At 60.3% G+C, this 24,644-nt stretch carries 18 protein-coding genes; 10 read left to right on the top strand and 8 right to left on the bottom strand.

Translation table 11 applies throughout. The features are described 5' to 3' along the window. Positions 1-9: 9 nt before the first annotated feature. From AACQ43_RS00600 to AACQ43_RS00570, 7 genes are all read left to right on the top strand, one after another. Complete coding sequence (locus AACQ43_RS00600; protein ID WP_011705798.1) at positions 10-726, top strand: succinate dehydrogenase iron-sulfur subunit; 717 nt, start codon at positions 10-12, stop codon at positions 724-726. 122 nt (positions 727-848) lie between these two features. Continuing rightward, the gene (gene sucA / locus AACQ43_RS00595) at positions 849-3,659 is read left to right on the top strand and encodes a 2-oxoglutarate dehydrogenase E1 component (protein ID WP_024945410.1); all 2,811 of its coding nucleotides are present in this window, start codon (positions 849-851) and stop codon (positions 3,657-3,659) included. A 92-nt stretch (positions 3,660-3,751) separates the two neighbouring features. Beyond that, complete coding sequence (gene odhB, locus AACQ43_RS00590) at positions 3,752-4,939, top strand: 2-oxoglutarate dehydrogenase complex dihydrolipoyllysine-residue succinyltransferase (RefSeq protein ID WP_168965400.1); 1,188 nt, start codon at positions 3,752-3,754, stop codon at positions 4,937-4,939. A gap of 222 nt (positions 4,940-5,161) precedes the next feature. Next, complete coding sequence (gene sucC / locus AACQ43_RS00585; protein WP_016350506.1) at positions 5,162-6,328, top strand: ADP-forming succinate--CoA ligase subunit beta; 1,167 nt, start codon at positions 5,162-5,164, stop codon at positions 6,326-6,328. Then, positions 6,328-7,200 carry a succinate--CoA ligase subunit alpha gene (gene sucD, locus AACQ43_RS00580; RefSeq protein ID WP_005300222.1) on the top strand — a complete coding sequence of 291 codons (873 nt, stop codon included), beginning with the start codon at positions 6,328-6,330 and terminating at the stop codon, positions 7,198-7,200. The genes sucC and sucD overlap by 1 nt, the downstream gene beginning before the upstream one ends. A 181-nt stretch (positions 7,201-7,381) precedes the next feature. Beyond that, positions 7,382-8,317 carry a 5'-nucleotidase gene (locus AACQ43_RS00575; protein WP_080722093.1) on the top strand — a complete coding sequence of 312 codons (936 nt, stop codon included), beginning with the start codon at positions 7,382-7,384 and terminating at the stop codon, positions 8,315-8,317. 166 nt (positions 8,318-8,483) lie between these two features. Beyond that, the gene (locus tag AACQ43_RS00570; protein WP_043118980.1) at positions 8,484-8,939 is read left to right on the top strand and encodes a YcgN family cysteine cluster protein; all 456 of its coding nucleotides are present in this window, start codon (positions 8,484-8,486) and stop codon (positions 8,937-8,939) included. A 115-nt stretch (positions 8,940-9,054) separates the two neighbouring features. Here AACQ43_RS00570 and AACQ43_RS00565 read toward each other — a convergent pair whose 3' ends face one another. The 5 genes from AACQ43_RS00565 to phnR all read right to left on the bottom strand — a co-directional run bounded on the left by AACQ43_RS00565 (position 9,055) and on the right by phnR (position 15,427). Continuing rightward, positions 9,055-10,461 carry an FAD-dependent oxidoreductase gene (locus AACQ43_RS00565; RefSeq protein ID WP_168965398.1) on the bottom strand — a complete coding sequence of 469 codons (1,407 nt, stop codon included), beginning with the start codon at positions 10,459-10,461 and terminating at the stop codon, positions 9,055-9,057. A gap of 18 nt (positions 10,462-10,479) precedes the next feature. Continuing rightward, positions 10,480-12,216: a putative 2-aminoethylphosphonate ABC transporter permease subunit gene (locus AACQ43_RS00560; protein ID WP_168965396.1), complete on the bottom strand. Its 1,737-nt coding sequence runs from the start codon at positions 12,214-12,216 to the stop codon at positions 10,480-10,482. Further along, positions 12,213-13,307: a putative 2-aminoethylphosphonate ABC transporter ATP-binding protein gene (locus AACQ43_RS00555; RefSeq protein WP_168965394.1), complete on the bottom strand. Its 1,095-nt coding sequence runs from the start codon at positions 13,305-13,307 to the stop codon at positions 12,213-12,215. The genes AACQ43_RS00560 and AACQ43_RS00555 overlap by 4 nt, the downstream gene beginning before the upstream one ends. Before the next feature lie 272 nt (positions 13,308-13,579). Continuing rightward, on the bottom strand, positions 13,580-14,599 hold the full coding sequence (locus tag AACQ43_RS00550; RefSeq protein ID WP_168965392.1) for a putative 2-aminoethylphosphonate ABC transporter substrate-binding protein: 1,020 nt from the start codon (positions 14,597-14,599) through the stop codon (positions 13,580-13,582). Between the two features lie 120 nt (positions 14,600-14,719). Then, positions 14,720-15,427 carry a phosphonate utilization transcriptional regulator PhnR gene (gene phnR, locus AACQ43_RS00545; protein WP_047438836.1) on the bottom strand — a complete coding sequence of 236 codons (708 nt, stop codon included), beginning with the start codon at positions 15,425-15,427 and terminating at the stop codon, positions 14,720-14,722. A 265-nt stretch (positions 15,428-15,692) separates the two neighbouring features. Here phnR and phnW point away from each other — a divergent pair, with 265 nt between their 5' ends. The 3 genes from phnW to phnX are packed head-to-tail and all read left to right on the top strand — an operon-like array spanning position 15,693 to position 19,088. Next, positions 15,693-16,835 carry a 2-aminoethylphosphonate--pyruvate transaminase gene (gene phnW, locus AACQ43_RS00540; RefSeq protein WP_168965390.1) on the top strand — a complete coding sequence of 381 codons (1,143 nt, stop codon included), beginning with the start codon at positions 15,693-15,695 and terminating at the stop codon, positions 16,833-16,835. Beyond that, positions 16,832-18,256, top strand: coding sequence for an aspartate aminotransferase family protein (locus AACQ43_RS00535; RefSeq protein WP_168965388.1), 1,425 nt, complete (start codon positions 16,832-16,834; stop codon positions 18,254-18,256). The genes phnW and AACQ43_RS00535 overlap by 4 nt, the downstream gene beginning before the upstream one ends. After that, positions 18,249-19,088: a phosphonoacetaldehyde hydrolase gene (gene phnX, locus AACQ43_RS00530; RefSeq protein WP_168965386.1), complete on the top strand. Its 840-nt coding sequence runs from the start codon at positions 18,249-18,251 to the stop codon at positions 19,086-19,088. The genes AACQ43_RS00535 and phnX overlap by 8 nt, the downstream gene beginning before the upstream one ends. Positions 19,089-19,210: 122 nt before the next feature. Here the strand turns inward: phnX and pflB are convergent, their stop codons facing one another. From pflB to ycaO, 3 genes are all read right to left on the bottom strand, one after another. Beyond that, positions 19,211-21,493 carry a formate C-acetyltransferase gene (gene pflB / locus AACQ43_RS00525; protein ID WP_168965384.1) on the bottom strand — a complete coding sequence of 761 codons (2,283 nt, stop codon included), beginning with the start codon at positions 21,491-21,493 and terminating at the stop codon, positions 19,211-19,213. Between the two features lie 45 nt (positions 21,494-21,538). Beyond that, on the bottom strand, positions 21,539-22,387 hold the full coding sequence (focA, locus tag AACQ43_RS00520; RefSeq protein ID WP_011705812.1) for a formate transporter FocA: 849 nt from the start codon (positions 22,385-22,387) through the stop codon (positions 21,539-21,541). A gap of 380 nt (positions 22,388-22,767) precedes the next feature. Further along, positions 22,768-24,528 carry a 30S ribosomal protein S12 methylthiotransferase accessory factor YcaO gene (gene ycaO, locus AACQ43_RS00515; RefSeq protein ID WP_168965382.1) on the bottom strand — a complete coding sequence of 587 codons (1,761 nt, stop codon included), beginning with the start codon at positions 24,526-24,528 and terminating at the stop codon, positions 22,768-22,770. Positions 24,529-24,644 lie beyond the last annotated feature (116 nt).

The following is a 24,644-nucleotide window of genomic DNA, read 5'->3' as shown; positions in this document are numbered from 1 at the left end:
GCTAGCCCTATGAACGTCACATTCTCTGTTTACAGATACAATCCGGATGTTGATAACGTCCCCCATATGAAGGAATATCGTCTTGATATTCCTGAAGGTTCCGACATGATGGTGCTCGACGCACTGATCCAGCTCAAGGAGCTGGATCCCACGCTCGCCTTCCGCCGCTCTTGCCGCGAAGGGGTCTGTGGATCTGACGGTCTCAACATGAATGGCAAGAACGGTCTTGCCTGCATCACCCCGCTCTCCGACCTGCTGAAGAAGGGCAATAACGTCGTTATCCGCCCCTTGCCAGGCCTGCCGGTGATCCGTGATCTGGTGATCGACATGACCCAGTTCTACACCCAGTGGGAGAAGGTCAAACCCTTCCTCATCAACGATGAAAAATTGCCGCCCGTGCGTGAGCACCTGCAATCCCCCGAAGAGCGCGCCAAGCTGGATGGCCTGTACGAGTGTATTCTCTGTGCCTGCTGCTCCACCTCTTGCCCCTCCTTCTGGTGGAACCCGGACAAGTTCATCGGCCCGGCCGGTCTGCTCGCCGCCTATCGCTGGCTGGCGGACAGCCGCGATACCGCTGCTACCGATCGACTGGGTAATCTGGATGACGCCTTCAGCGTGTTCCGTTGCCACGGCATCATGAACTGCGTGAACGTCTGTCCCAAGGGCTTGAACCCGACCAAGGCCATCGGTCAGATCAAGTCGATGCTGCTCAATCGGGCTGTTTAGTATCAGGGCCAGGGCGTCACGCGCCAGGCCCGACCTCTGGATAGCCATCCGTCACCATGGCTGGATGGCTATTTAAACCCTACAAGCTGCGCTGCAGTGAACAAGATGTACAAGGGATAGAAATGCATAACGGCGTGATGAAGGCCTGGTTGGAGTCATCTCACCTGGCTGGTGCGAATGCAAGCTATATTGAGGATTTGTACGAATCCTTCCTGGAAGACCCCGAGTCCGTAGCCGAAGAGTGGCGCAGCCTGTTTAGCTCGCTGCCCCAGGTCAATGGCCATGCGATAGAACAACCTCACTCCCGAGTCCGCGATTATTTCCGTCGCCTGGCCAAGGATCCCTCCCGCTACAGTGCCCCCGTCTCCGATCCGCAAGTGGATGCCAAGCAGGTGCGGGTATTGCAGCTGATCAACGCCTTCCGCTTCCGTGGCCATCAAAACGCCAATCTGGATCCGCTCGGCCTCTGGGCGCGTGAAACCGTTGCCGAACTGGATCCCGCGTTTCACAACCTGCAGGGCGCAGACATGGAGGCCACCTTCAACGTGGGCTCCTACGCCATCGGTCGCGAGACCATGGTGCTCTCCGATCTGTATGCCTCGCTGAAGAAAACCTACTGCGGCAGCATCGGTGCCGACTACATGCACCTCACCTCCACCGAGGAGAAGCGCTGGCTGCAACAGCGTCTCGAATCCATCGAAGGGACGGGCAGCTACACCCTGGAAGAGAAGACCCGCTTCCTCGAGAGCCTGACCGCCGCCGAAGGGCTGGAAAAATACCTGGGCGCCAAATTCCCGGGAGCCAAGCGTTTCTCCCTGGAAGGGGGCGATGCCATGGTACCCATGCTCAAGGAGCTTATTCGTCGCGCCGGTGAGCAGGGCTGCAAAGAGGCCGTCATCGGCATGGCCCACCGCGGCCGTCTCAACGTGCTGATCAACGTGCTGGGCAAACGCGCCCAGGACCTGTTCGACGAGTTTGCCGGCAAACACGGCGAATCCTGGGGCACCGGTGACGTGAAGTACCACATGGGCTTCTCGTCCGACTTCGCCACCCCGGGCGGCAACGTCCACCTGGCGCTCGCCTTCAACCCGTCTCACCTCGAGATCGTCAACCCTGTGGTCATCGGCTCGGTCCGTGCCCGCATGGACCGTCGTGGTGACAAGGACGGCTCGACCGTACTGCCCATCACCATCCACGGCGACTCGGCCATGGCCGGTCAGGGCGTGGTGGCCGAGACCTTCAACATGTCCCAGACCCGTGCCTATGGCGTGGGCGGAACGGTGCGCATCGTCATCAACAACCAGGTGGGTTTCACCACCTCTTACATTCGTGACCTGCGCTCCACCGAATATTGCACCGACATCGCCAAGGCGGTGCAGGCCCCCGTGCTGCACGTCAATGGTGATGACCCGGAAGCCGTAGTGCTGGTGACCCAGATTGCGCTGGATTACCGCAACACCTTCAAGCGCGACGTGGTGATCGAGCTGGTCTGCTACCGTCGTCACGGTCACAACGAGGCCGACGAGCCGAGTGCGACCCAGCCGCTGATGTACCAGAAGATCAAACAGCACCCGACCCCGCGCAAGATCTACGCCGACCAGCTGGTGGCGGAAGGCAGCATCAGTCAGGAGCTGGCCACTACCCTGGTCAACGAATATCGCGAGACCCTGGATCGCGGTGAGCGGGTGAGCAAGGAGTGGCGTCCGATGGAGCTGCACTCCGTCGACTGGACCCCTTATCTTGGTCACGACTGGGCCATGGCCTATGACAGCACTGTGCCGATGGATCATCTGAAGTCCCTCGGCGAGCGCATCAGCCAGTACCCGGCCACCCACGTGCTGCAGCGCCAGGTCGAGAAGATCTACGAAGACCGTCGCCTGATGGCCGCCGGCGAGAAGCTGCTGGACTGGGGCTTTGCCGAGACCCTGGCCTACGCCACCCTGGTGGACAAGGGCTCGCGCATCCGCTTCACCGGTGAAGACTCCGGCCGTGGCACCTTCTTCCACCGCCACGCCGTGCTGCACAGCCAGACCGATGCCAGCACCTACACCCCGCTGTGCAACCTGCACGACGAGCAGGGCCCGTTCGAGGTGTACGACTCTGTGCTGACCGAGAACGCGGTACTGGCCTTCGAATATGGCTACGCCAGCGCCGAGCCGGCCGGCCTCACCATCTGGGAAGCCCAGTTCGGTGACTTCGCCAACTGCGCCCAGGTGGTGGTGGATCAGTTCCTCTCTTCCGGCGAGCAGAAGTGGGGCCGGATGTGCGGCCTGACCATGCTGCTGCCGCACGGCTACGAAGGGCAGGGCCCGGAGCACTCCTCCGCCCGTCTGGAGCGCTATCTGCAAATGTGTGCCCAGCACAACATGCAGGTGTGCGTGCCGTCCACCCCGGCGCAGGTGTTCCACATGCTGCGTCGCCAGGTGGTACGCCCGATGCGCCGTCCGCTCATCGTGATGACGCCCAAATCCCTGCTGCGCCACCCGCTGGCGGTGAGCAAGCTCGAAGAGCTGGCCGAAGGCACCTTCCAGAACGCCATCGGCGAGATCGATGCGCTGGATCCGAAGGGCGTGAAGCGCGTGGTGTTCTGCTCCGGCAAGGTCTACTACGACCTGCTCGATGCCCGTCGCAAGGCCGAGCAGCAAGATGTGGCGCTGGTGCGAATTGAGCAGCTCTACCCCTTCCCGGAAGAGGAAGTGCGCGCCATCCTGGCCGACTATGCCCATGTCACCGACTTCGTCTGGTGTCAGGAAGAGCCGCAGAACCAGGGCGCCTGGTACTGCACCCGTCATCACTACGACAGCGTGCTGCCAAGCCATGCCCGTCTGCGTTATGCCGGTCGCCCGGCGTCGGCTTCACCGGCCGTCGGTTACATGTCAGTCCACGCCAAGCAGCAAAAAGCCCTGGTGGAAGACGCGCTGACCCTGGAATAAACCCGTTGCGAAGGAGAGGGCACGCCGCTGCGTCGACCCTCTCCGACTCTGGAACAAGCCTGCTGGCCAAGAAGTAACAAGGAACTGATTAGATGACTATCGAGATCAAAGTACCGGACCTGCCGGAATCAGTGGCGGATGCCACCATCGCCACCTGGCACAAGAAACCGGGTGATCTGGTTGCCCGTGATGAAGTGCTGGTCGACATCGAGACCGACAAGGTCGTGCTGGAAGTGCCGGCGCCGGAAGCCGGCGTGCTGGGCGACATCCTGCAAAGCGAAGGGGCCACCGTGCTCTCCCGCCAGCTGATCGCCATGCTCAAACCTGCCCCGGTGGCCGGTGAAGAGACCAAGGAGAAGCCGGTCGAAGCGGTGGCCGATGACGCAGCCGATGGCCTGAGCCCCTCCGTGCGCCGCCTGGTGGCCGAGCATGACATCGACGTCGCCAAGCTGACCGGTACCGGCAAGGGCGGTCGCGTCACCAAGGAAGACGTGGAAGCCTTCATCAAGGGTGGCAACAAGCCTGCCGCCGCGCCGGTTGCCGCTGCAGCCCCGGCTGCACCGGTCGCTCCGCTGGCCAGTCGCACCGAGAAACGCGTGCCCATGACCCGTCTGCGCAAGCGCATCGCCGAGCGTCTGCTGGAGGCCAAGAACACCACCGCCATGCTGACCACCTTCAACGAGATCAACATGGCGCCCATCATGAAGCTGCGCAAGCAGTACGGCGAGATCTTCGAGAAGAAGCACGGCATCAAGCTCGGCTTCATGTCCTTCTACGTGAAGGCGGTCGTTGAATCCCTCAAGCGCTACCCGGAAGTGAACGCGGCGCTGGACGGTGACGACATCGTCTACCACAACTATTTCGATGTCAGCATCGCCGTCTCCACCCCCCGTGGTCTGGTGACCCCGGTGCTGCGTGACTGCGACAACATGAGCCTGGCCGACATCGAGAAGGCCATCAAAGACCTGGCCGGCAAGGGTCGTGACGGCAAGCTGACCGTGGATGAACTGACCGGCGGCAACTTCACCATCACCAACGGTGGCGTGTTCGGCTCCCTGATGTCCACCCCGATCATCAACCCGCCCCAGAGCGCCATTCTGGGCATGCACAAGATTCAGGACCGCCCCATGGCCGTCGACGGCAAGGTCGAGATCCTGCCGATGATGTACCTGGCGCTCTCCTACGATCACCGCATCATCGACGGCCGCGAGTCGGTGGGCTTCCTGGTCTCCATCAAGGAGCTCTTGGAAGATCCGACCCGTCTGCTGCTGGACGTCTAAAGAAATCGGCCGGACCGGCAAGCCCTCGGCTTGACGGCTCGCGCCACAAGCTTGCCGCCGGACTTCCCGTTCGGCGGCAAGCGGGGGTCAACCCGGCCCCGACGGAACGTCTGAGTGAAAGTGAAATTAGAAAGATAACGAGGGGCCGCCTTGGCCCCTTTCACAGGGGATTGAGAAACACGAGCCCCGGACGGAAATACCTACAACACGGATAGAGCATCTATGAATCTGCATGAATATCAGGCAAAACAGCTGTTTGCCGAGTATGGCCTGCCGGTCTCCGAAGGTTATGCCTGTGCCACCCCGCAGGAAGCGGCCGAAGCGGCCGACAAGATTGGCGGCAACACCTGGGTCGTCAAGTGCCAGGTCCACGCCGGTGGCCGCGGTAAAGCGGGCGGCGTCAAGCTGGCCAAGAGCAAGGACGAGATCCGTGCCTTCGCCCAGAACTGGCTCGGCAAGAACCTGGTGACCTATCAGACTGACGCCAACGGTCAGCCGGTCACCAAGATCCTGGTGGAATCTTGCACCGACATCGCCAAGGAGCTCTATCTGGGCGCCGTGGTTGACCGTGGTTCGCGCCGCGTGGTCTTCATGGCCTCTACCGAAGGTGGCGTGGAGATTGAAAAAGTCGCCCACGAAACCCCGGAACTCATTCACAAAGCCGCCATCGATCCGCTGGTAGGCCCGCAGCCTTATCAGGCCCGCGAGCTGGCCTTCAAACTGGGTCTGGTCGGCGAGCAGATCAAGCAGTTCACCAAGATCTTCATGGGTCTGGGCCAGATGTTCCTGGACTGCGACTTCGCCCTGCTGGAAATCAACCCGCTGGTGATCACCGCCCAGGGCAACCTGCACTGCCTGGACGGCAAGATCAACATCGATGCCAACGCCCTGTACCGTCAGCCCAAGCTGCGCCAGATGCACGATCCGTCCCAGGATGACCCCCGTGAAGCGCACGCCGCCCAGTGGGAGCTGAACTATGTGGCGCTCGATGGCAACATCGGCTGCATGGTCAACGGCGCGGGCCTGGCCATGGGCACCATGGACATCGTCAACCTGCACGGCGGTTCCCCGGCCAACTTCCTGGACGTCGGCGGCGGCGCCACCAAGGAACGCGTGACCGAGGCGTTCAAGATCATCCTCTCCGACAGCAAGGTACAAGCCGTGCTGGTCAACATCTTCGGCGGCATCGTGCGCTGCGACATGATCGCGGAAGGCATCATCGGCGCCGTCAAGGAAGTGGGGGTGAAAGTGCCCGTGGTGGTGCGTCTGGAAGGCAACAACGCCGAACTGGGTGCCCGTAAACTGGCCGACAGCGGCCTCAATATCATCGCCGCAACGAGTCTGACTGACGCAGCTCAGCAAGTGGTAAAAGCAGCGGAGGCCAAATAATGAGCGTTCTGATCAACAAAGACACCAAGGTGATCTGCCAGGGCTTTACCGGCGGTCAGGGCACTTTCCACTCCGAACAGGCGATTGCCTACGGAACCCAGATGGTCGGCGGCGTCTCCCCGGGCAAGGGTGGCACCACTCACCTGGGCCTGCCGGTGTTCAACACCGTCCGTGACGCCGTGGAAGCCACCGGCGCCACTGCCTCCGTCATCTATGTACCGGCCCCGTTCTGCAAGGACGCGATCCTGGAAGCCATTGATGCCGGCATCAAGCTCATCGTCACCATCACCGAAGGCATCCCGACCCTGGACATGCTGGACGTCAAGGTGAAGCTGCAGGAAACCGGCGTGCGCATGATCGGGCCAAACTGCCCGGGCGTCATCACCCCGGGTGAGTGCAAGATCGGCATCATGCCGGGTCACATCCACAAGCCGGGCAAGGTGGGCATCGTCTCCCGCTCCGGCACCCTGACCTATGAAGCGGTCAAGCAGACCACGGACGAGGGCTTCGGCCAGTCCACCTGCGTCGGTATCGGTGGCGACCCCATCCCGGGTTCCAACTTCATCGACATTCTGGAGATGTTCCAGAATGACCCGCAGACCGAAGCCATCGTGATGATCGGCGAGATCGGCGGCAACGCCGAGGAAGACGCGGCGGCCTACATCAAGGCCCACGTCACCAAGCCGGTGGTTTCCTACATCGCGGGCGTTACCGCCCCGGCTGGCAAGCGTATGGGTCATGCGGGCGCCATCATCGCCGGTGGTAAAGGCACTGCGGCCGAGAAATTTGCTGCCCTGGAAGATGCCGGCGTGAAAACCGTGCGCTCCCTGGCCGATATCGGCAAGGCCCTGCGTGAAGTAACCGGCTGGTAAGTTCTTTCGGTCCGTTATCTCTGATAAAAATGCCGCCCGATGGGCGGCTTTTTTATGGCAACAGATTACTGAGCGCCATCTAGTAAAAGCAATTGCCTATGGTTTGATTCAAGTCAACTATCAATGCAAGATGCATGAACTAGATTAAAGTGAAATCTATCGAAAAACAGGAAGGTGCTACGTGCCATATGATTTAACTAAGAGATTAGTTGTTGGCCTTTCTTCTAGTGCGCTATTTGATCTTCAGGAGTCCGATGAGATATTTAGGACAGAGGGGGAGGAGTCTTACAGAGAGTATCAACGAAAAAAGCAGGATGAACCGTTAGGTAAAGGTGTTGCATTTCCTTTTGTTCGTCGATTACTGAAGCTAAATACTCTATGTCCACAAGATCCTCTAGTGGAGGTCATTTTATTATCTCGAAATGATTCTGACACCGGACTTCGAGTGATGAACTCGATTGAACACTACGAGCTTGGCATTACAAGAGCTGTATTTTTACAAGGTAAATCACCTTACATATATATTCCTGCATTTGATATCGAGCTATTTTTATCAGCAAATTATCAAGATGTTCGGCAAGCAGTGCTTGCCGGTTATCCAGCAGGACAAATTTTGAATGGTGATATAAAAGATGATACCGAAGATTTAGAGCTTAGAATTGCGTTCGACTTTGATGGAGTTCTTGCGGATGATGAAGCAGAGGGAATTTATAAAAGCTCAGGGCAGCTAGCTGATTTTCACTCTCATGAATCTGAACTTGTTGATGTGCCACATAACCCAGGTCCACTTAAAAATTTTCTACAGCGTATATCGGATATACAAAAAATTGAATCTGACAAGAAAAAAGAAGACTCAAGTTACTTGCCCATGCTTAAGGTATCAATCGTGACAGCTAGAAATGCACCCTCGCATAAGCGTGTTATCAATACAATGCGTTCTTGGGGGATTTCTGTAAATGAGGCATTCTTTATGGGAGGGGTTGAAAAGTCAAAAGTGTTAAATATATTAAGGCCGCACATATTTTTCGATGATCAAAAATTACATCTACAGTCATCATCTATTTTACCATCTGTACATATCCCGTTTGGTGTCGCCAATAAGGACTTGGTGATTTAATAGAGTTTCTTATGTTGGACTTCTGAGTATCTCCCATAACTTACAGATGTGGCAGGTTAATGCTGAGCCAGCAAGGCTCACATTAACCTCAGTCGAAAACCTTGAAAAATCGGGCCATAGCGCGTATAACCACGCGCTTGTCAGTGTATTGAGTGAGCCACCTTTTATGCAGCAGAGTGAACCCGTGCAGAACGCCCCCTTTTGGCAGGTAAAAAGCCTGCAACAGATGACCATGACGGAGTGGGAGTCCCTGTGCGACGGCTGCGGCAAGTGCTGCCTGAACAAGCTGATCGACGAGGACACCGAGGAGCTGGTGTTCACCAACGTGGCCTGCAACCTGCTCAATACCAAGACCTGCCAGTGCTCCGACTACGGCAACCGCTTTAAGAAAGAGCCGGACTGCCTGCAGATCACTCACGACAAGATTGCCGAATATGACTGGCTGCCCTCGACCTGTGCCTACCGCCTGCTGGCGGAGGGGCAGGGCCTGCCAGAGTGGCATCCGCTGATCACCGGTAGCCGCAGCGCCATGCACCAGGCCGGTCAGTCGGTGCGCGGCAAGGTGGTGCACGAGGTGGATGCCGGCGACTGGATCGATCACATCATTACCTGGGCCAGCTAACGCCAGGCCTGTCTATCGGGCCAGCCGCGAGCCGTACCAACCGCGAAGGGGCAGGGGAGTCATCACTCTCCTGCCCCTTCGGCTTTCTGGATTTTCCGAAGCGCTGTGAAGGCGTCTATTTGTCCGCCTTGCCCGCCGCATCGGCAAGTTTGGCCAGCTGTTTGTCATACCAGGCCACCGGACGGTTTTCATCTTCCGCCCGCTCCTTGCGCCGGATGGCATTGCGTACCGCCATGGCGCCAAGCCAGCGAAACGGCTCGGGCGGAAAATAGCCGCGCGGGCCGCTGACCAGCGCGCAGTCGCGCCACGGCTTGTCCGCTTCCCGCACCTCATCGCGTACCAAAGCCGCCAGTACTTGACCGCCCATCCAGCTCTGCGCCACCCCGTTGCCGGAGTAGCCGAGGCCATAGACGATATTGGGCTGCCCTCGCCAGTGGCCGAAGAAGGGGAGGCCATCCACCGAGCGGTCGGAGGCGCCGCACCAGCTGGCAGCGATGGGCACCTCTTTGAGCGCCGGAAAGAAGCGGCGCAGGGTGCGGGTAAGGGGGGCAAGATAACGGCTCGGCGCATCAAACTCGGCCAGATGGCGGTTGGCAAAGGCGAAGGTGTTGCCCCCTTTGCCCAGCATCAGCCGCCCTTGCGCGGTGGTGCGGTAGTAATGCACAAAGGTGCGGCCATCCACCACGGAGCGGCCGTGCGCAAGCTGCTGGGCAGCCAGTGCATCCGGCGCGGGGTCGGTTATCACCATATCGGAGGAGACCAGTACGATACTGCGGCGAAACTCGCGAAAGTGCTGCACCATGGCGCTGTTGAGGGCCAGCACCACCTTGCGGGCACACACCTCACCTTGCGGTGTTTGCACCCGTGCAGGCTGGCCCGCCTCAAGGCGCTGCATGGGGGAGTGCTCATAGACCTCGACCCCCAGCTCCCGCGCCACCCGCAGCAGGCCGCGCACCAACAGCGCCGGTTGCACCGAACCGGCGTGGGGGCTGTAGAGCCCCTCCAGATGAACGTGGGAGCCGCTCTGGCTCGCCAGTTCACCCTCTGCAATCGCCTGCCACTGGTTAAGGTCGGCTCGCTGTAGTTCCCGTAATACCGGCTCCATCAGGCCGCGCTGCGCCTCGCTGGTGGCGGTGTAGCAGGTGCCCTCGACCCTCAGCTGTGCCTCTATGTTGTGCGTTTCGCAGAAGCGGGCGATCTCGTGCACCGCCTGTTCGGATCTTTGCACCAGCCAGGCGGCCTGCTCTTCGCCAAAGAGGCGCTTTAAGGTCAGGTATTTGGCCGACCAGGTGAGCAAACAGCCGCCGTTGCGCCCGGAGGCGCCGCTGCCGCAGCGATCTTTCTCCAGCACCATGATGCGCAAGTGTGGCTCGGCCTGTTTAAGGGCGATGGCGCTCCACAGCCCGGTAAAGCCGCCGCCGACGATGCAGACATCGGCCTCGTGGTTGCCGTGAAGGGGCGTGGGCTGTGCGGGTTGTTCGGCGGCGAGCGCCTCGGCCAGCCAGAAGGGGAGAGTGGACATGATGACTCCTCGATAAGGTTATTGGTGGCGCCAGCGCTGGGTGCGATCCAGCAGGGCGCGGCTCAAAAAGAGCTGGAGCAGCTTGACGGTGGCGGCGGCCAGCAGGATCAGGGTGGCCATGGCGGCAGCAGCGGCGGTATCGCCGGAATCCTCCATGTTCAGCACGGCGATGGAGGCGAGCACGCTGTCGCTCGAATAGAGGAAGATCACCGCCGAGGTGGTGGTCATGGCGTTGACGAACAGATAGATAAAGATTTCCAAGAGCGCTGGCAGGGAGGCGGGCAGGGTGACTCGCCAGAACGCCTTCCAGAGCGGAATACGCAATGAGATGGCCACCAGCTCCAGCTCCTTGGGCAGTTGCTTGAGGCTGGTCAGCGCCGTCATATGGCCCACGGTGTAGTAGTGGATGACGCAGGAGAGCACCATCAGCGGCAGAGTGCCATAAAGGCTGCCAAAGAACGGATTGCCGTTGAAAAAGAAGATGTAACCCAGCCCCAGCACCATGCCGGGCACCGCCAGCGACAGCATGGCGAGCAGATGCAGCAACTGGCGAAGCCATGCGAAGTGGCGCCCCTTCTCCTGTGCCCAGGCCAGCACCATCACCAGCACGGTGCCGATAAGCGCGGTATAGAGGCCCAGCTGCAAAGTGTTGGTAAAGGGCTGCCAGCCATAGACGCTGTTGCTGTCAAAGGCGTAGTGATCGAGCGTCAGAGCGAGGTTGTAGGGCCAGAACTGCACCAGGGAGCCGTAAACGGCCATCCCCACCAGCGCCAGAAACAGCAGGGCCCAGAGGGTACACCAGCCGAGCGCCAGCAGATCCCGCAGCCGATGGGGCTTGGGTTGATAGGGCACCGCCTTGGTGCTGCTCTGCTCCTGCATCTTGCTGCGCACTCTGTGCTCCAGGGCAAAGCTCAACAGTGCCGGCAGCAGCAGGGTGACGCTGGCCACGGCGCCCAGTGAGAAGTTCTGCATCCCGATCACCTGCCGGTAGATGTCGGTGGCCAGCACGCTGTACTGGCCGCCAATCACCTTGGCCACCCCGAAGTCGCAGATGGTGAGGGTGAAGATGGCGATGGCGGCGCTGAGCAGGCCATAACGGGCGGTAGGCAGGGTGACGGTGACAAAGGTGCGCCAGCCGCTGCTGCCGAGCACCCGGGAGGCTTCATAGAGGCGGGCATCGCTCTGACCGAGCGCCGTGATAAGGATCATCAGGGCGTGGGGGAAGCACCAGAAGCCCAGACCAATGACGATGCCGATGGGGCCGTAGATGCTCTCGCCGCCGAGCAGCCCCTTGGCGATCCCCTGATTGCCAAACCAGTAGACCAGACTGATGGCGGGCAACAGGGAGGGCATCAACAGCGGGATCAAACCGATGAGGCGAAACAGGGGCTTGCCCGGCATACAGGTGCGGGTGAGGGCGTAGGCGTAGCCAAAGGCGAGGGTCACCACCAGCGCGGTGATCAGCCCCCCGAGCCAGAGGGTGTTGCCAATGGTGCGCCCCAGATGAGGGGAGTCGAAGTAGGCGCTGAAGTTGGCAAGCCCCACCCAGAGGCCGTTCTCATCCTGCAGACTCTTTTGCAGCATGGTGAGCAGCGGCAGCAAGAGGCCCCCCACCAGCAGGGCGATACCGAGCACCAGCAGGGTCAGCTGCAGCAGCTGATCCCGGCTCAAGCCGCGACAGAGCCGCTGCCAGCGGCCGTCTTGCCGGGCTGTTGCTGTCGGCAACAGGGAGGAGGTCGCGAAGGGGGCTGTCATGGGCGCTCTCCTTCAAACAGCTGCATCGCCCCGGCGGGCCAGTGCAGGGAGCAGCGCATGCCGCTGCGCCAGCCACCCTGTTCATGGCGGGGCAGCTCGTGGGTCGGGCGCTCCACCAGAATTTGCTGCGGGCCCAGATAGGTGTCGGCGGTGCAGATCAGGCGCTGAGCGGCGCCGAGAAACTCCACCTGATCGATGGTTGCTTCAATGCCATGTTGGCCAAGAGACAGCTCGCCCGGCGCACTCAGGGTGATCGCCTCGGGGCGGATCGCCACCTGCAATTTGCTGCCGGCCGCGGCCCGGTTGGCAAGTGTCAGCGGTTGTTCGTTGAGGCGCACCTGAGTGGGGCTCAGCACCAGGGTGTCGAGGAAGTTCATGGTGCCGACGAAGCTTGCCACGAAACGGCTGGCAGGCTGGTGGTAGATCTCCTGCGGGGTGCCCACCTGCACGATGCGGCCGCCCTCCATCACCACGATGCGATCGGCCATGGTCAGCGCCTCTTCCTGATCGTGGGTCACCATGATGGTGGTGATGCCAAGGCGCTGCTGCAGGGCGCGGATCTCGCTGCGAAGGTGGGTGCGAACCAGCGCATCCAGCGCGCTGAGCGGTTCGTCCAGCAGCAACAGGCCGGGGGAGAGGGCCAGTGCCCGGGCCAGCGCCACCCGCTGCTGCTGGCCGCCGGAGATCTGGCTCGGGTATTTGTGGGATTGGGCAGTAAGATCTACCAGCCCCAGCCAGTGATCGACCCGCTCCTTGATGAGATCCCGTGCCAGCCCCTGATTCTCGAGGCCGAAGGCGATGTTCTGGGCCACCGTCAGGTTGGGGAAGAGGGCGTAGGATTGAAACACGATGCCAAAGTCGCGCTGCTGGGGCGGCAGGCGGGAGATGTGGCGCCCCCCTTGCCAGATCTCGCCGCTGTCCGGCAGATCCAGCCCGGCGATGGCTCTGAGCAAGGTGGTTTTACCGCAGCCGGAGGGGCCGAGAAAGCAGATAAACTCCCCCGGCTCAATGGTCAGAGAGATCCCCTTGAGGGCCTGAAAAGCACCGAACTGCTTGTTGAGATGTTGAATGTCCAGATAGGGCTGGGTCATGGTTCGACTCGCTACTGATTTGGTATATACCAGTTTGCGGGTAAAGTGTGACGGTCAGGTGATCGGGGGATGACAGCTTGATGACAGTCAAATGAGATCGGGTCGCCAGCAAGTGGTTGGGCACCGTGCGGATGGGCGAAGCGTCGCTAATTGAAGGCAATACAAACTCGGGAAGTTAAAACAAAAAAGCGAAGGCCAACAGCTGTTGGCCTTCGACTGGCAGTTTATTGGCAGCGGTGTGTCTGGCGTGAACAAACCGCCGCCCTTCACGCTTACTGTTTGGCTTCGGTCTTGCCGTCGAAGCTGGCGCTCCACTGGGCCAGAATGGTATTGCGCTCGCGGGCAGCCCAGCCAAAGTCGTTGTCGATCATCTGGCCCTTGATGTTGGCGGGATAGCCGGCTCTGGGTTTGGCCACATCCGGGATGGCGACCACTGCGAACGACTTGTTGTAGAGGGCGTTGGCCTGTTCGGTGGCGGCAAAGTCGAGCAGCTGTTTGGCGGCCTCCAGCCTGGGGGTGCCTTTGATGATGGCGGCGGCTTCCATATCCCAGCCCGACCCCTCTTTCGGGAACACCACCTCGATGGGGGCACCCTTGGCCTTGAGGCTGGTGGCCGGGAAGTCGAAGGAGATACCGATCACCGTCTCACCGCTGGCGGCCAGCTTGCAGGGGGCGGAGCCCGAGTGGGTGTAACGGTCGATGTTCTGGTGCAGGCCGTTCATGAATTGCCAGCCCTGCTGCTCGCCCATGGTCTGCAGCCAGCCCGCGACGCTCAGGTAACCGGTGCCGGAGGAGCTGGGGTTGGGCATGATCACCTTGCCCTTGTAGATGGGCTTGGTGAGGTCGGCCCAGCTGATGGGGGCCGGGATCCCCTGTTTTTCCGCCTCTACCTTGTTGAAGCAGATGGCGCTGAAGAAGGCGTCCAGACCGATCCAGTGCGGCTCGGCCTTGCTGTCGCGAAAGCGGCTGTCGAGCTTGTCCAGCCCTTTCGGTGCATAGGCATTGAGCATCTGCTGCTGATCGAGCTGCATCAGGCTGGTCGCCGCCAGTCCCCATACCACATCCGCTTTGGGCTGGGCTTTTTCTGCCAGCAAGCGGGCGGTGACCACGCCGGTGGAGTCACGCACCCACTTGATGTTGATATCCGGATGCTGGCGCTCGAACGCGGTTTTCAGCTCGCTGAGCTGCTCCGGTTCGAAGGCGGTATAGACGGTGAGATCGGTCGCGGCCAGTGCCGGGGCTGTCGTGGCAGCCAGCACGGCGGCGGCCAGCAGATGGGTTCCCTGTTTCATCCTCTTCTCCATATAAGTTGGCTTGGTATAAACCAGATTGGTCGAGAGAGAGGCTAGGGGATTTTTATGACGTTCAGGTGACGACCCCGTGACGTTTTGCCATTCCTGATTTGTTCGTGACTAATCCTGGGTATCCACCTCGATCTCCAGACTGTCGTGGCGCCAGTACTCCAGATCGAAGTCGAGCACCCGGCCGTGCTGATCGAAGTTGAGTCGCTCGAGGCGCAGGGCGGGCAGACCGGCGGTGGCCCCCAGCGCCTTGGCCACCTCGTCCGGCAGGGCGGTGGGGAAGAAGCGCACCTGCATGCGGGCGTAGTGGAGATCGTAATGGGCCTGGTAGATCTCGGTCAGGCTGCCATTGAGATCCAGCTCCAGCAGGCCGGGTACTCGCTCTGGCAGGCAGTGGTTCTCGCAGTAGCAGATGGCGCGCCCGTTGGCATAGCGCAGCCGTTTGAGCAAAAAGAGGCTGTCGAACGGCTTGAGCTGCAGTTGCGCCATCAACGCGGGCGGCACCGCCTGGCGGCTTTTCTCCAGCAGCTCGGTGTGCGGTTCACCCCCTTGCTCCCGCACTATCTGGTGAAAGTTGGAGGTGCGTCTGGGGTTCAAGCGAAAGCGCGGCGGGGTGACGAACCAGCCGCGGCGATCCTCCCGATAGATAAGGCCGTTCGCCTCCAGTTGCACCAGCGCCTCGCGGATGGTGACCCTTGTTGTGCCATAGAGTTCCCCCAGCAGCCGCTCGGAGGGGAGCTTGTCATTGGGGGCCAGACCCCCTGCCAGGATCTGGTTGGCGAGGGCATCCTTGATCTGCAGATATTGCGGTTTGCTCATGAAAATCCCTGGTTATGCAATGAGTTGTGCAATGAGTTGTGCAATGAGTTGGGCACAGGGTTGGTCATCTGCACGTTCGTTACACGGCAACATCAACATGCGTTGGTAGATACCAGCATCGCCCCTGCTGTTCAGGCTTCCTAGATTATCGCGATCCCGGCGCTGAAAATGAATTTTTTGTTGCACGTAGCGCCACCCCTTTGACCTTGGCGGGGCAGTTACCCACAATGCGCTCATTCTGGTATATACCAAAAGGAGCGAAGTCATGACCCATATTCCTGCGGCCCCTGCCGCCGTCGATTACCTGCTGCTGACCCCGGGCCCCCTCTCGACCACTGCGACGGTGCGCGCCGCCATGCTGCAAGACAGCTGCACCTGGGATGCGGACTACAACCAGGGTGTGGTGGAGCCCATCCGCCGCGAGCTGGTGCGCCTCGCCACTGGCCCTGAATATCAAAGTGACTACAGCGCCGTGCTGCTGCAAGGGAGTGGCAGCTATGTGGTGGAGAGCGTGCTGGGCTCGGCGATGGGTAGCGATGAGTGTCTGCTGATCATCAACAACGGCGCCTACGGTGCCCGCATGGGGGAGATGGCCCGATGCCTTGGCCTGCGTCACCATGAGCTGGACTGCGGCGAGACCACCCGCCCGGAACCCGCCGCCATCGAGGCGATGCTGGCGCGCCACCCCGAGATCACCCATCTGGCCATGGTGCACTGCGAGACCACCACCGGCATGCTCAATCCGCTTGAGGAGGTGGCTGCGCTCTGCCAGCGCCGCGGCATCCGCCTTATCGTCGATGCCATGAGCAGCTTTGGCGGTATCCCCATCGACATGGGGCGCCTTGGCATCGAGTTTCTCATCAGCTCGGCCAACAAGTGCATTCAGGGGGTACCGGGTTTTGGCTTCGTCATCGCTCGCCGCGTGGCGCTCACGGCCTGCGCCGGTCGCGCCCGCTCGGTCTCCCTCGACCTGCATGCCCAGTGGCAGATCATGGAGCAGCAGGGGGGCAAGTGGCGCTTTACCTCGCCCACCCATACCGTGCTGGCCTTTGCCCAGGCCCTGCGCGAGCTGGATAAAGAGGGGGGCATCGCCGCCCGCCATCAGCGCTACCGCGAAAATCAGCGCACACTGGTGGATGGCATGGCCGCCCTTGGCTTTGCGCCGCTGCTGCCCGAGCAGTGGCAGTCTCCCATCATCACCGCCTTCTACTCTCCGGCCCATCCTGATTACCGCTTTGCCGACTTCTACCAGCGGCTCAAGGCGCAGGGCTTTGTCATCTATCCGGGCAAGGTCTCCCAGGCCGATTGTTTCCGTATCGGCAATATCGGCGATGTGACCCCGGAGCGGGTGCGCTCCTTGCTCGCCGCCATGGCCAGCGCCTGCTACTGGCAAGGGGACGCGCGATGACCAGCATGGCGCCTCACGGTTGCGTTCAGCACGACCATAAGCTGCACGGCAGCGGCCGCGCCGACAGCGAAGGGGATATCAACCTCGGCGAGGGGCGGGCGCGCTGGTGGGCAGATCAGAGCGAAGATGTACAGACCGGATTGGCGGAGGATAGCCGTTACTTTCTCCATCAGGCCCTCTCCACCCCCTGTCTCGATCTGCTTGAGCGCGCGCAGGGGAGCTGGCTGACCAGCGTATCGGGAGCGCGTTACCTCGATTTTCACGGTAACAGCGTCCATCAGCTGGGCCACGGCCACCCTAGGGTGGTGGCCGCGGTGCAGCAGCAACTCGTCGATCTGCCGTTCGCACCCCGCCGCTACACCCATCAGGTCGCCATCGATTGTGCCCGCACTCTGGCCGAACTGGCCCCCGGCGATCTCAACCGGGTGCTGTTCGCCCCCGGCGGCAGCGAGGTGGTGGGGATTGCCCTGAAGCTTGCCCGTTTCATCACCGGCAACAGCAAGGTGGTGTCGCTGTGGGATGCCTTTCACGGCGCCTCCCTTGATGCCATCTCGGTCGGCGGCGAAGCCTGTTTTCGCGCCGGCATGGGCCCGCTGATGGCCGGGGTGGAGCGCATCCCGCCGCCCACCCGTTATCGCGGCGTCTGGTATCGCGGGGAGGGGGATGACCTGCATTACGCCGATTATCTGGAGTACGTCATCGAGAAGGAGGGAGGTGTCGGCGCCTTTATCGCCGAGCCCATCCGCAACACCGATGTGCAGGTGCCCTCAAAAGCCTACTGGCAGCGGGTGCGGGAGATCTGCGATCGCCACAAGGTGCTGCTTATTGTCGACGAGATCCCCAATGCCCTGGGTCGCACCGGCCATTGGTTCAGCTTCGAGGAGTTCGGCATCGAGCCCGACATCATCTGTCTGGGCAAGGGGTTGGGGGGCGGGGTGGTACCGTTTGCGGCGCTCATCACCCGCGACCGTTTCAATCAGGCCGCAGCTATTTCGCTCGGTCACTACACCCACGAGAAGAGTCCCATTGGCTGCGCGGCGGCTCTCGCCACCATCGCTACCATCCGTGAAGAGGGATTGTTGGCAAAAGCGCAGGAGGATGGTCATTTTATGGCGGCAGAGCTTGGCAAGTTGGCCGAGCGTCACCCGCTTATCGGCCAGGTGCGCGGCATCGGCCTTCTGTGGGCCCTCGATCTGGTGGTCGATCACCAGAGTCGCACCCGCAATAGCCTGGCCGCCGAACGGCTGCTCTACCGCTGTCTGGAACTGGGGCTCAGCTTCAAGGTCTCCCAGGGCAATGTTATCCAGCTCTCGCCCCCACTCAATATCGCCCGCGCCGATCTGGTGCGCGCCATCACCATTCTCGATCGCGCCCTTGGCGAGATCGCACTTTCACCGAAACAGGAACACCCCCATGACTGACTTGCAGATTGCTGTAGACCCGACCACCGACGTAGAGGCGCTGATCCTCGACTGGGCCGGCACCGTCGTCGATTTCGGCTCCTTCGCCCCCACCTCCATCTTCGTCGAGTCCTTCGCCCGCGCCTATGATTTCCCCGTGACCTTGGACGAAGCACGCCAGCCCATGGGCCTTGGCAAGTGGGATCATATTGCCGCGCTGGGTCGTCTGCCCTCGGTGGATGCGCGCTGGCAGGCCCGCTTCGGCCACCCCATGAACCATGCCGAGGTGCACCACCTCTATCACACCTTTATGCCGCTACAGATTGCTGCCGTGACCCGCTTCGCCGCCCCGATCCCCGGTGTGCTGCCGGTGCTGGAAGTTCTGCGGGGTCAGGGGATGAAAATCGGCTCCTGCTCCGGTTATCCCCGTCCGGTGATGGAGGCACTGGTGCCTGCGGCGGCCGAACATGGCTATCGGCCGGATCACTGGGTTGCCACCGACGATCTCAAAGCGGGTGGTCGCCCCGGCCCCTGGATGGCGCTGGCCAACGTGATTGAGCTGGGAGTGAGTGCGGTGCATCGCTGCATCAAGGTGGATGACGCCGTGCCGGGTATCAGCGAAGGGTTGAACGCCGGCATGTGGACGGTGGGATTGTCGGTTTCCGGCAACGAGTTCGGCGCCACCTGGGAAGCGTTTTCCGCCATGAGCGAGGCGGAGATCGCCGCCCGGCGCGAACCGGCGGAGGCCAAACTGCGGGCGGCGGGGGCACACTATGTGATCGATACCCTGGCGGATATCGCCCCGGTAATCGCCGATATCAACCGCCGTCTGACTGCGGGTGAGCGGCCCTGAACAAGGCGGGAGAGAGGAGGGGAGTGCCGGCCTTGCCGGCAGGTTTTCAGGCCGATACTCCCTGGCTATCAGGCATAAAAAAACCGGCGCCTTGGCGCCGGTTTTTGCTCACTGCAACTCGATTACAGAGCGGCGGTGAAGGTACGGGTGATGACGTCTTGCTGTTGCTCTTTGGTCAAAGAGTTGAAGCGAACGGCATAACCGGATACGCGGATGGTCAACTGCGGATATTTCTCCGGGTTTTCCATGGCGTCCAGCAGCATTTCACGGTTCATCACGTTAACGTTCAGGTGCTGACCACCCTCTACGTTGGATTCGTGGTGGAAGTAACCGTCCATCAGGCCAGCCAGGTTGGCTTTCTGGGCTTCCATATCTTTACCCAGTGCGTTCGGAACGATGGAGAAGGTATAAGAGATACCATCTTTAGCGTAAGCGAACGGCAGCTTGGCTACGGAAGTCAGGGAAGCAACAGCACCTTTCTGGTCACGACCGTGCATCGGGTTGGCACCCGGGCCGAACGGAGCACCTGCACGACGGCCATCCGGGGTGTTACCGGTCTTCTTGCCATATACCACGTTGGAGGTGATGGTCAGAACAGACTGGGTAGCAACAGCACCACGGTAGGTGTTCAGCTTCTGAATCTTCTTCATGAAGCGCTCAACCAGGTCACAGGCGATATCATCGACGCGAGCGTCGTTGTTACCGAACTGCGGGTATTCGCCGTCGATTTCGAAGTCGATGGCAACGCCATCTTCGTCACGAATCGGCTTGACCTTGGCGTACTTGATGGCAGACAGGGAGTCAGCGGCTACGGACAGACCCGCGATACCACACGCCATGGTGCGATATACGTCACGGTCGTGCAGCGCCATCAGAGAGGCTTCGTAGCTGTACTTGTCGTGCATGTAGTGGATGATGTTCAGCGCAGCAACGTATTGCTTGGCCAGCCAATCCATGAAGTGGTCCAGACGATCCATTACGTCGTTGTAGTCGAGGTACTCGGACTTGACCATCTCGGTTTTCGGACCGACCTGGATCTTGAGCTTCTCGTCCATACCACCGTTGATTGCATACAGCATGGTCTTGGCCAGGTTGGCACGAGCACCGAAGAACTGCATCTGCTTACCAACGATCATCGGGGATACACAGCAAGCGATGGCGTAGTCATCGTTGTTGAAATCCGGACGCATCAGATCGTCGTTCTCGTACTGAACGGAAGAGGTCTCGATGGATACCTTGGCACAGTACTTCTTGAAACCGACCGGCAGCTTCTCGGACCACAGGATGGTCAGGTTCGGCTCAGGGGACGGGCCCATGGTGTACAGGGTGTTCAGCATACGGAAGCTGTTCTTGGTGACCAGAGTACGGCCATCAACGCCCATACCAGCCAGGGTCTCGGTCGCCCACATCGGGTCGCCGGAGAACAGTGAATCGTATTCCGGAGTACGCAGGAAGCGAACCATACGCAGCTTCATGACCATGTGGTCCATCAGCTCCTGGGCTTCTTGCTCGGTGATCAGGCCTTTTTGCAGGTCACGCTCGATGTAGATATCCAGGAAGCTGGAAGTACGGCCGAAGGACATGGCGGCGCCGTTCTGGGACTTGACTGCCGCCAGGTAGGCGAAGTAGGTCCACTGTACGGCTTCTTTGGCGTTCTTGGCCGGTACGGAGATATCACAACCGTACTTGGCAGCCATTACCTTCATCTGTGCCAGGGCACGGTGCTGCTCGGAGATCTCTTCGCGCAGACGGATGGTGGCTTCCAGGTTGACACCGTTTTCCAGGTCAGCCTGCAGGGACTTGAACTGGGCCAGTTTGTCGGCCATCAGGAAGTCGATACCGTACAGGGCAACACGACGGTAGTCACCGATGATACGGCCACGGCCGTAGGCATCCGGCAGACCGGTGATGACGCCGGACTTGCGGCAGTTCAGGATGTCTTTGGTGTAAACGTCAAAAACGCCCTGGTTGTGAGTCTTGCGGTACTCGGTGAAGATCTTCTCGACCATCGGGTCCAGCTGACGACCGTACACTTCGCAAGAGGTCTTGACCATCTTGATACCGCCGTTGGCGATGATGGCGCGCTTGAGCGGCTTGTCGGTCTGCAGACCAACGATTTGCTCCAGGCTCTGATCGATATAGCCGGCATCGTGAGCGGTAATGGTGGAGGGCAGGTCGGTATCAAAATCGACCGGCGCGTGGGTGCGGTTCTCGATCTTGATGCCTTCCATGACCTTGTCCCACAGCTTGGTGGTAGCTTCGGTCGCGCCAGCCAGGAAGGACTCGTCACCTTCATACGGGGTGTAGTTCTTCTGGATGAAGTCACGGGTGTTGACAGAGGTCTGCCATTCACCGGCCGCGAAGCCTTCCCATGCTTTTTGGAACTGTTCGTTAAGTTCTGCCATTTTCATTACCTCACACGGTATTGATGTAGTATCCCGCAATCATCCTTAATGATGACGACGGAAGATAAACCAGTAAGTCAGACCAACCATGACGCCACCACCAATGATATTACCTATGGTGACGGGAATGAGGTTGTGTAGGACGAAGTTGGATACGGTCAGGTCGGCAAAGGTCGCCGGGTCCTGGCCGATGGCCTGCCAAAATTCCGGGCCTGCTACCGCATGGATAGCGATACCGACCGGGATCATAAACATGTTTGCGATGCTGTGCTCAAAACCGGAGGCCACGAACATGGCGACGGGGAGCAGCATGACCATCACCTTGTCGGTCGCACTGCGGGCGCCGAACGCCATCCACACGGCGAGACACACCATGAGGTTGCAGAGAATACCAAGGGCAAGGGCCTCGAAGAAGGTGTGGTGGATCTTGTGCTGGGCCACCTTGAGGGCGTTCAGACCCCACTGACCATCTGCCGCCATGTATTCGGCCGACATGATGATGAGGCCGACGATGATGAGACCGCCGATGAGGTTGCCGAAGTAGACCAGTCCCCAGTTCTTGAACAGCTGGGCCCAGGTGATGCGGTTGGCTGCCTTAGCCACCAGAGTCAGGGTGGTGGAGGTGAACAGCTCGGCACCGAGCAGTACGCAGAGGATGAGACCCAGTGCGAAACAGAGACCGCCGACCAGCTTGCTGAGGCCCCAGGCCACATTGCCGGCACCGGTCGTCACCGTGATGAAGAAGACGAAAGCAATGGCGATGAAAGCGCCTGCGGTGATGGCCAGGGGGATGACCTTGTATGCAGGCTTGGTGGCCTTGGCATAGGTGATATCTTCTGCCAGTGCAGCGATGGCTTCTGGCTTGAGACAATCAAAGGGAGATTCTGCTTTCAATTCTCATGTACCTGATGTTTTGCCTGTGGAAATCATAACAAAGGGCCAGATCGTCAAAATTGACTCCGATCAAGAATTGCAGATTGTGAATGTAATTTTACTACAAAAATTTGAGTCCTCCGGCAGCGTTGCTTTACACCAGGTTTCAGCTGAAACATAAATGCTGATTTTTTAATGCAATGATTTTAAACAATTTCTTTTTCATCGCCTAAAAATGGTACTGGCAAGGCATCTTTGCATCTCACCAGCATTCTCTGCCCCGGTTTGGCAACCCCCTAAGAGGTATTTTTTGTTTTTTATTTCATCTTTGAATAACAAATCGCCTCTCTGGCGACCATAAAGTAAAAGGGGCCATCAGGGCCCCTTCACATACTACCACATCAGCCCCATGAATGGGCTCGTTTGGCCTTCTGCAGCTTCTCATAGGCTGCCAGCAGCTTCTGATGCAGCGGGAACTGGCTGAGGGAGAGATCGGCGGCTTCCAACCTGTGGAAGCGCGCTTCGCCACTGGCGTGGGCCCAGGCCTCGGCCAGCGTCTGCTCGCCATACATACGGGTGAACACGGCGCGGTACTGCTCGGGGTCGCGATCCTCATCTAGGAACAGCTCGACGCAGGCGCGCAGGGCGCGGTAGTAGTTGGCACGCTCGGCCGGGAAGACCGACTGGTTGAACTCCATGGTCCAATCGATGAGATCGAGAGCAGTCTCCAGCTCACCGGCAGCCAGCGCCAGCATGGCTTTGAGCTCGCCCACCCGCAGGGTGTGCAGGGCGGTGCCCTTGGCGGCGGCGATGCCGAGCAGCTCGCGCACCCGGGTACGCTCGTCGTGCCCCTCTTCATCCAGCTGGTCGAACAGCGCCATGTACTGCTCCGCGTCCCACTCCAGTGCCGGCAGCGCCAGGATGGTCTCCCGCAGGTGGGCACCCATGGTGTTGTTGGCCAGCAGCAGGTCTTCGGCTGGATAGATGTCGGACATGCCGGGCACCAGGATGCGGCAGGCGTAGACGCCCAGGTGCTCGTAGTCGGCGATGTAGACCGGCTGCTCCAGCTCGTGGAAGATGCCGATCAGGTGGTCGAACTCCTCTTGCGAGGTGCCGCGGAAGTCCCAGTCGGCAAACTCGAAGTCCGCATCCTGCTTGAACAGATCCCAGCTGATGAGGCCGGAAGAGTCGATGAAGTGGGTTTCCAGGTTGTGGTGATCCGCCACCTGCTCGTTGTCGAACGAGGGCGGCACGAACACGTCCAGATCCTTGAGGCTGCGGCCCTGCAGCAGCTCGGTGACGGTGCGCTCGAACGCCACTTCGAAGCGCGGGTGGGCGCCAAAGGAGGCAAAGCAGGTGCCGTTGCTCGGGTTGAGCAGCACCACGCAGATGACCGGGTAGCGACCACCGAGCGACGCGTCGAAGCTGTAGATGGGGAAGCCTTCGGCTTCCAGCGCATCGATGGAGGCCTTGATGCCGGGGTAACGGGCGATCACCTCATTCGGGATCAGCGGCAGGCTGAGGGCCTCGGCGATGATCTTGTTCTTCACGTGGCGCTCGAACACCTCCGACAGCCCCTGGGTGCGGGCTTCGGTGCGGGTGTTGCCGGCGCTCATGCCGTTGGAGACATACAGGTTGCCGATGATGTTCATCGGGATGTAGACGGTCTGGTGATCAGACTGGCGCTCGAAGGGCAGGGCGACGATGCCGCGCTCTTCGTTGCCGGATTGCAGGTCCACCAACATGTCGGCGGTCACTTCACCGTCCGGGTTGTAGAACTTGCGGGTGAAGCTGTCGAGCAGACCGGCGGGCAGCTGATCTCCCTCGATGGGGAACCACTTCTCGTTCGGGTAGTGAACGAAGTCGCCATTGGCTACCTGCTCGCCCAGATAGAAGTCGGCGAAGAAGTAGTTGGTGGAGAGACGCTCGAAATATTCGCCAAGGGCGGAGGCGAGCGCCGCCTTCTTGCTGGCACCCTTGCCGTTGGTGAAACAGAGGGAGCACTCCTTGTCCCGGATGTGCACGGACCAGACGTTGGGCACGGGGTTGAGCCAGGAGGCCTCTTCGATATCAAACCCCAGGGCTTGCAGCTTGGTCTGGAAGCGTTCGATGGAGTCTTCCAGCGCAGCGTCCTTGCCGGGAATAAAAGTGTGGTCGGTCATCACGATATCCTGATTTTTATTGGCTCATGTTTGGCCGCAGATAATAGCAGGGGTCGGCGCGTTTGGCAGGCAAAAAACGGGGCTCATGCCCCGTTTCGCTCTCCATTCAACCGAGG

The organism is Aeromonas sp. DNRA1 (assembly GCF_963888745.1).
GTDB lineage: Bacteria > Pseudomonadota > Gammaproteobacteria > Enterobacterales > Aeromonadaceae > Aeromonas > Aeromonas hydrophila.
This window is presented reverse-complemented; position numbering and strand designations above follow the sequence as displayed.

Bases quoted from the DNA above. Each gene is read 5' to 3' on its own strand.
- AACQ43_RS00600 (WP_011705798.1), top strand. From the start codon at position 10: ATGAACGTCACATTCTCTGTTTACAGATACAATCCGGATGTTGATAAC.
- sucA (WP_024945410.1), top strand. From the start codon at position 849: ATGCATAACGGCGTGATGAAGGCCTGGTTGGAGTCATCTCACCTGGCT.
- odhB (WP_168965400.1), top strand. From the start codon at position 3,752: ATGACTATCGAGATCAAAGTACCGGACCTGCCGGAATCAGTGGCGGAT.
- sucC (WP_016350506.1), top strand. From the start codon at position 5,162: ATGAATCTGCATGAATATCAGGCAAAACAGCTGTTTGCCGAGTATGGC.
- sucD (WP_005300222.1), top strand. From the start codon at position 6,328: ATGAGCGTTCTGATCAACAAAGACACCAAGGTGATCTGCCAGGGCTTT.
- AACQ43_RS00570 (WP_043118980.1), top strand. From the start codon at position 8,484: ATGCAGCAGAGTGAACCCGTGCAGAACGCCCCCTTTTGGCAGGTAAAA.
- AACQ43_RS00565 (WP_168965398.1), bottom strand. From the start codon at position 10,461: ATGTCCACTCTCCCCTTCTGGCTGGCCGAGGCGCTCGCCGCCGAACAA.
- AACQ43_RS00560 (WP_168965396.1), bottom strand. From the start codon at position 12,216: ATGACAGCCCCCTTCGCGACCTCCTCCCTGTTGCCGACAGCAACAGCC.
- AACQ43_RS00555 (WP_168965394.1), bottom strand. From the start codon at position 13,307: ATGACCCAGCCCTATCTGGACATTCAACATCTCAACAAGCAGTTCGGT.
- AACQ43_RS00550 (WP_168965392.1), bottom strand. From the start codon at position 14,599: ATGAAACAGGGAACCCATCTGCTGGCCGCCGCCGTGCTGGCTGCCACG.
- phnR (WP_047438836.1), bottom strand. From the start codon at position 15,427: ATGAGCAAACCGCAATATCTGCAGATCAAGGATGCCCTCGCCAACCAG.
- phnW (WP_168965390.1), top strand. From the start codon at position 15,693: ATGACCCATATTCCTGCGGCCCCTGCCGCCGTCGATTACCTGCTGCTG.
- AACQ43_RS00535 (WP_168965388.1), top strand. From the start codon at position 16,832: ATGACCAGCATGGCGCCTCACGGTTGCGTTCAGCACGACCATAAGCTG.
- phnX (WP_168965386.1), top strand. From the start codon at position 18,249: ATGACTGACTTGCAGATTGCTGTAGACCCGACCACCGACGTAGAGGCG.
- pflB (WP_168965384.1), bottom strand. From the start codon at position 21,493: ATGGCAGAACTTAACGAACAGTTCCAAAAAGCATGGGAAGGCTTCGCG.
- ycaO (WP_168965382.1), bottom strand. From the start codon at position 24,528: ATGACCGACCACACTTTTATTCCCGGCAAGGACGCTGCGCTGGAAGAC.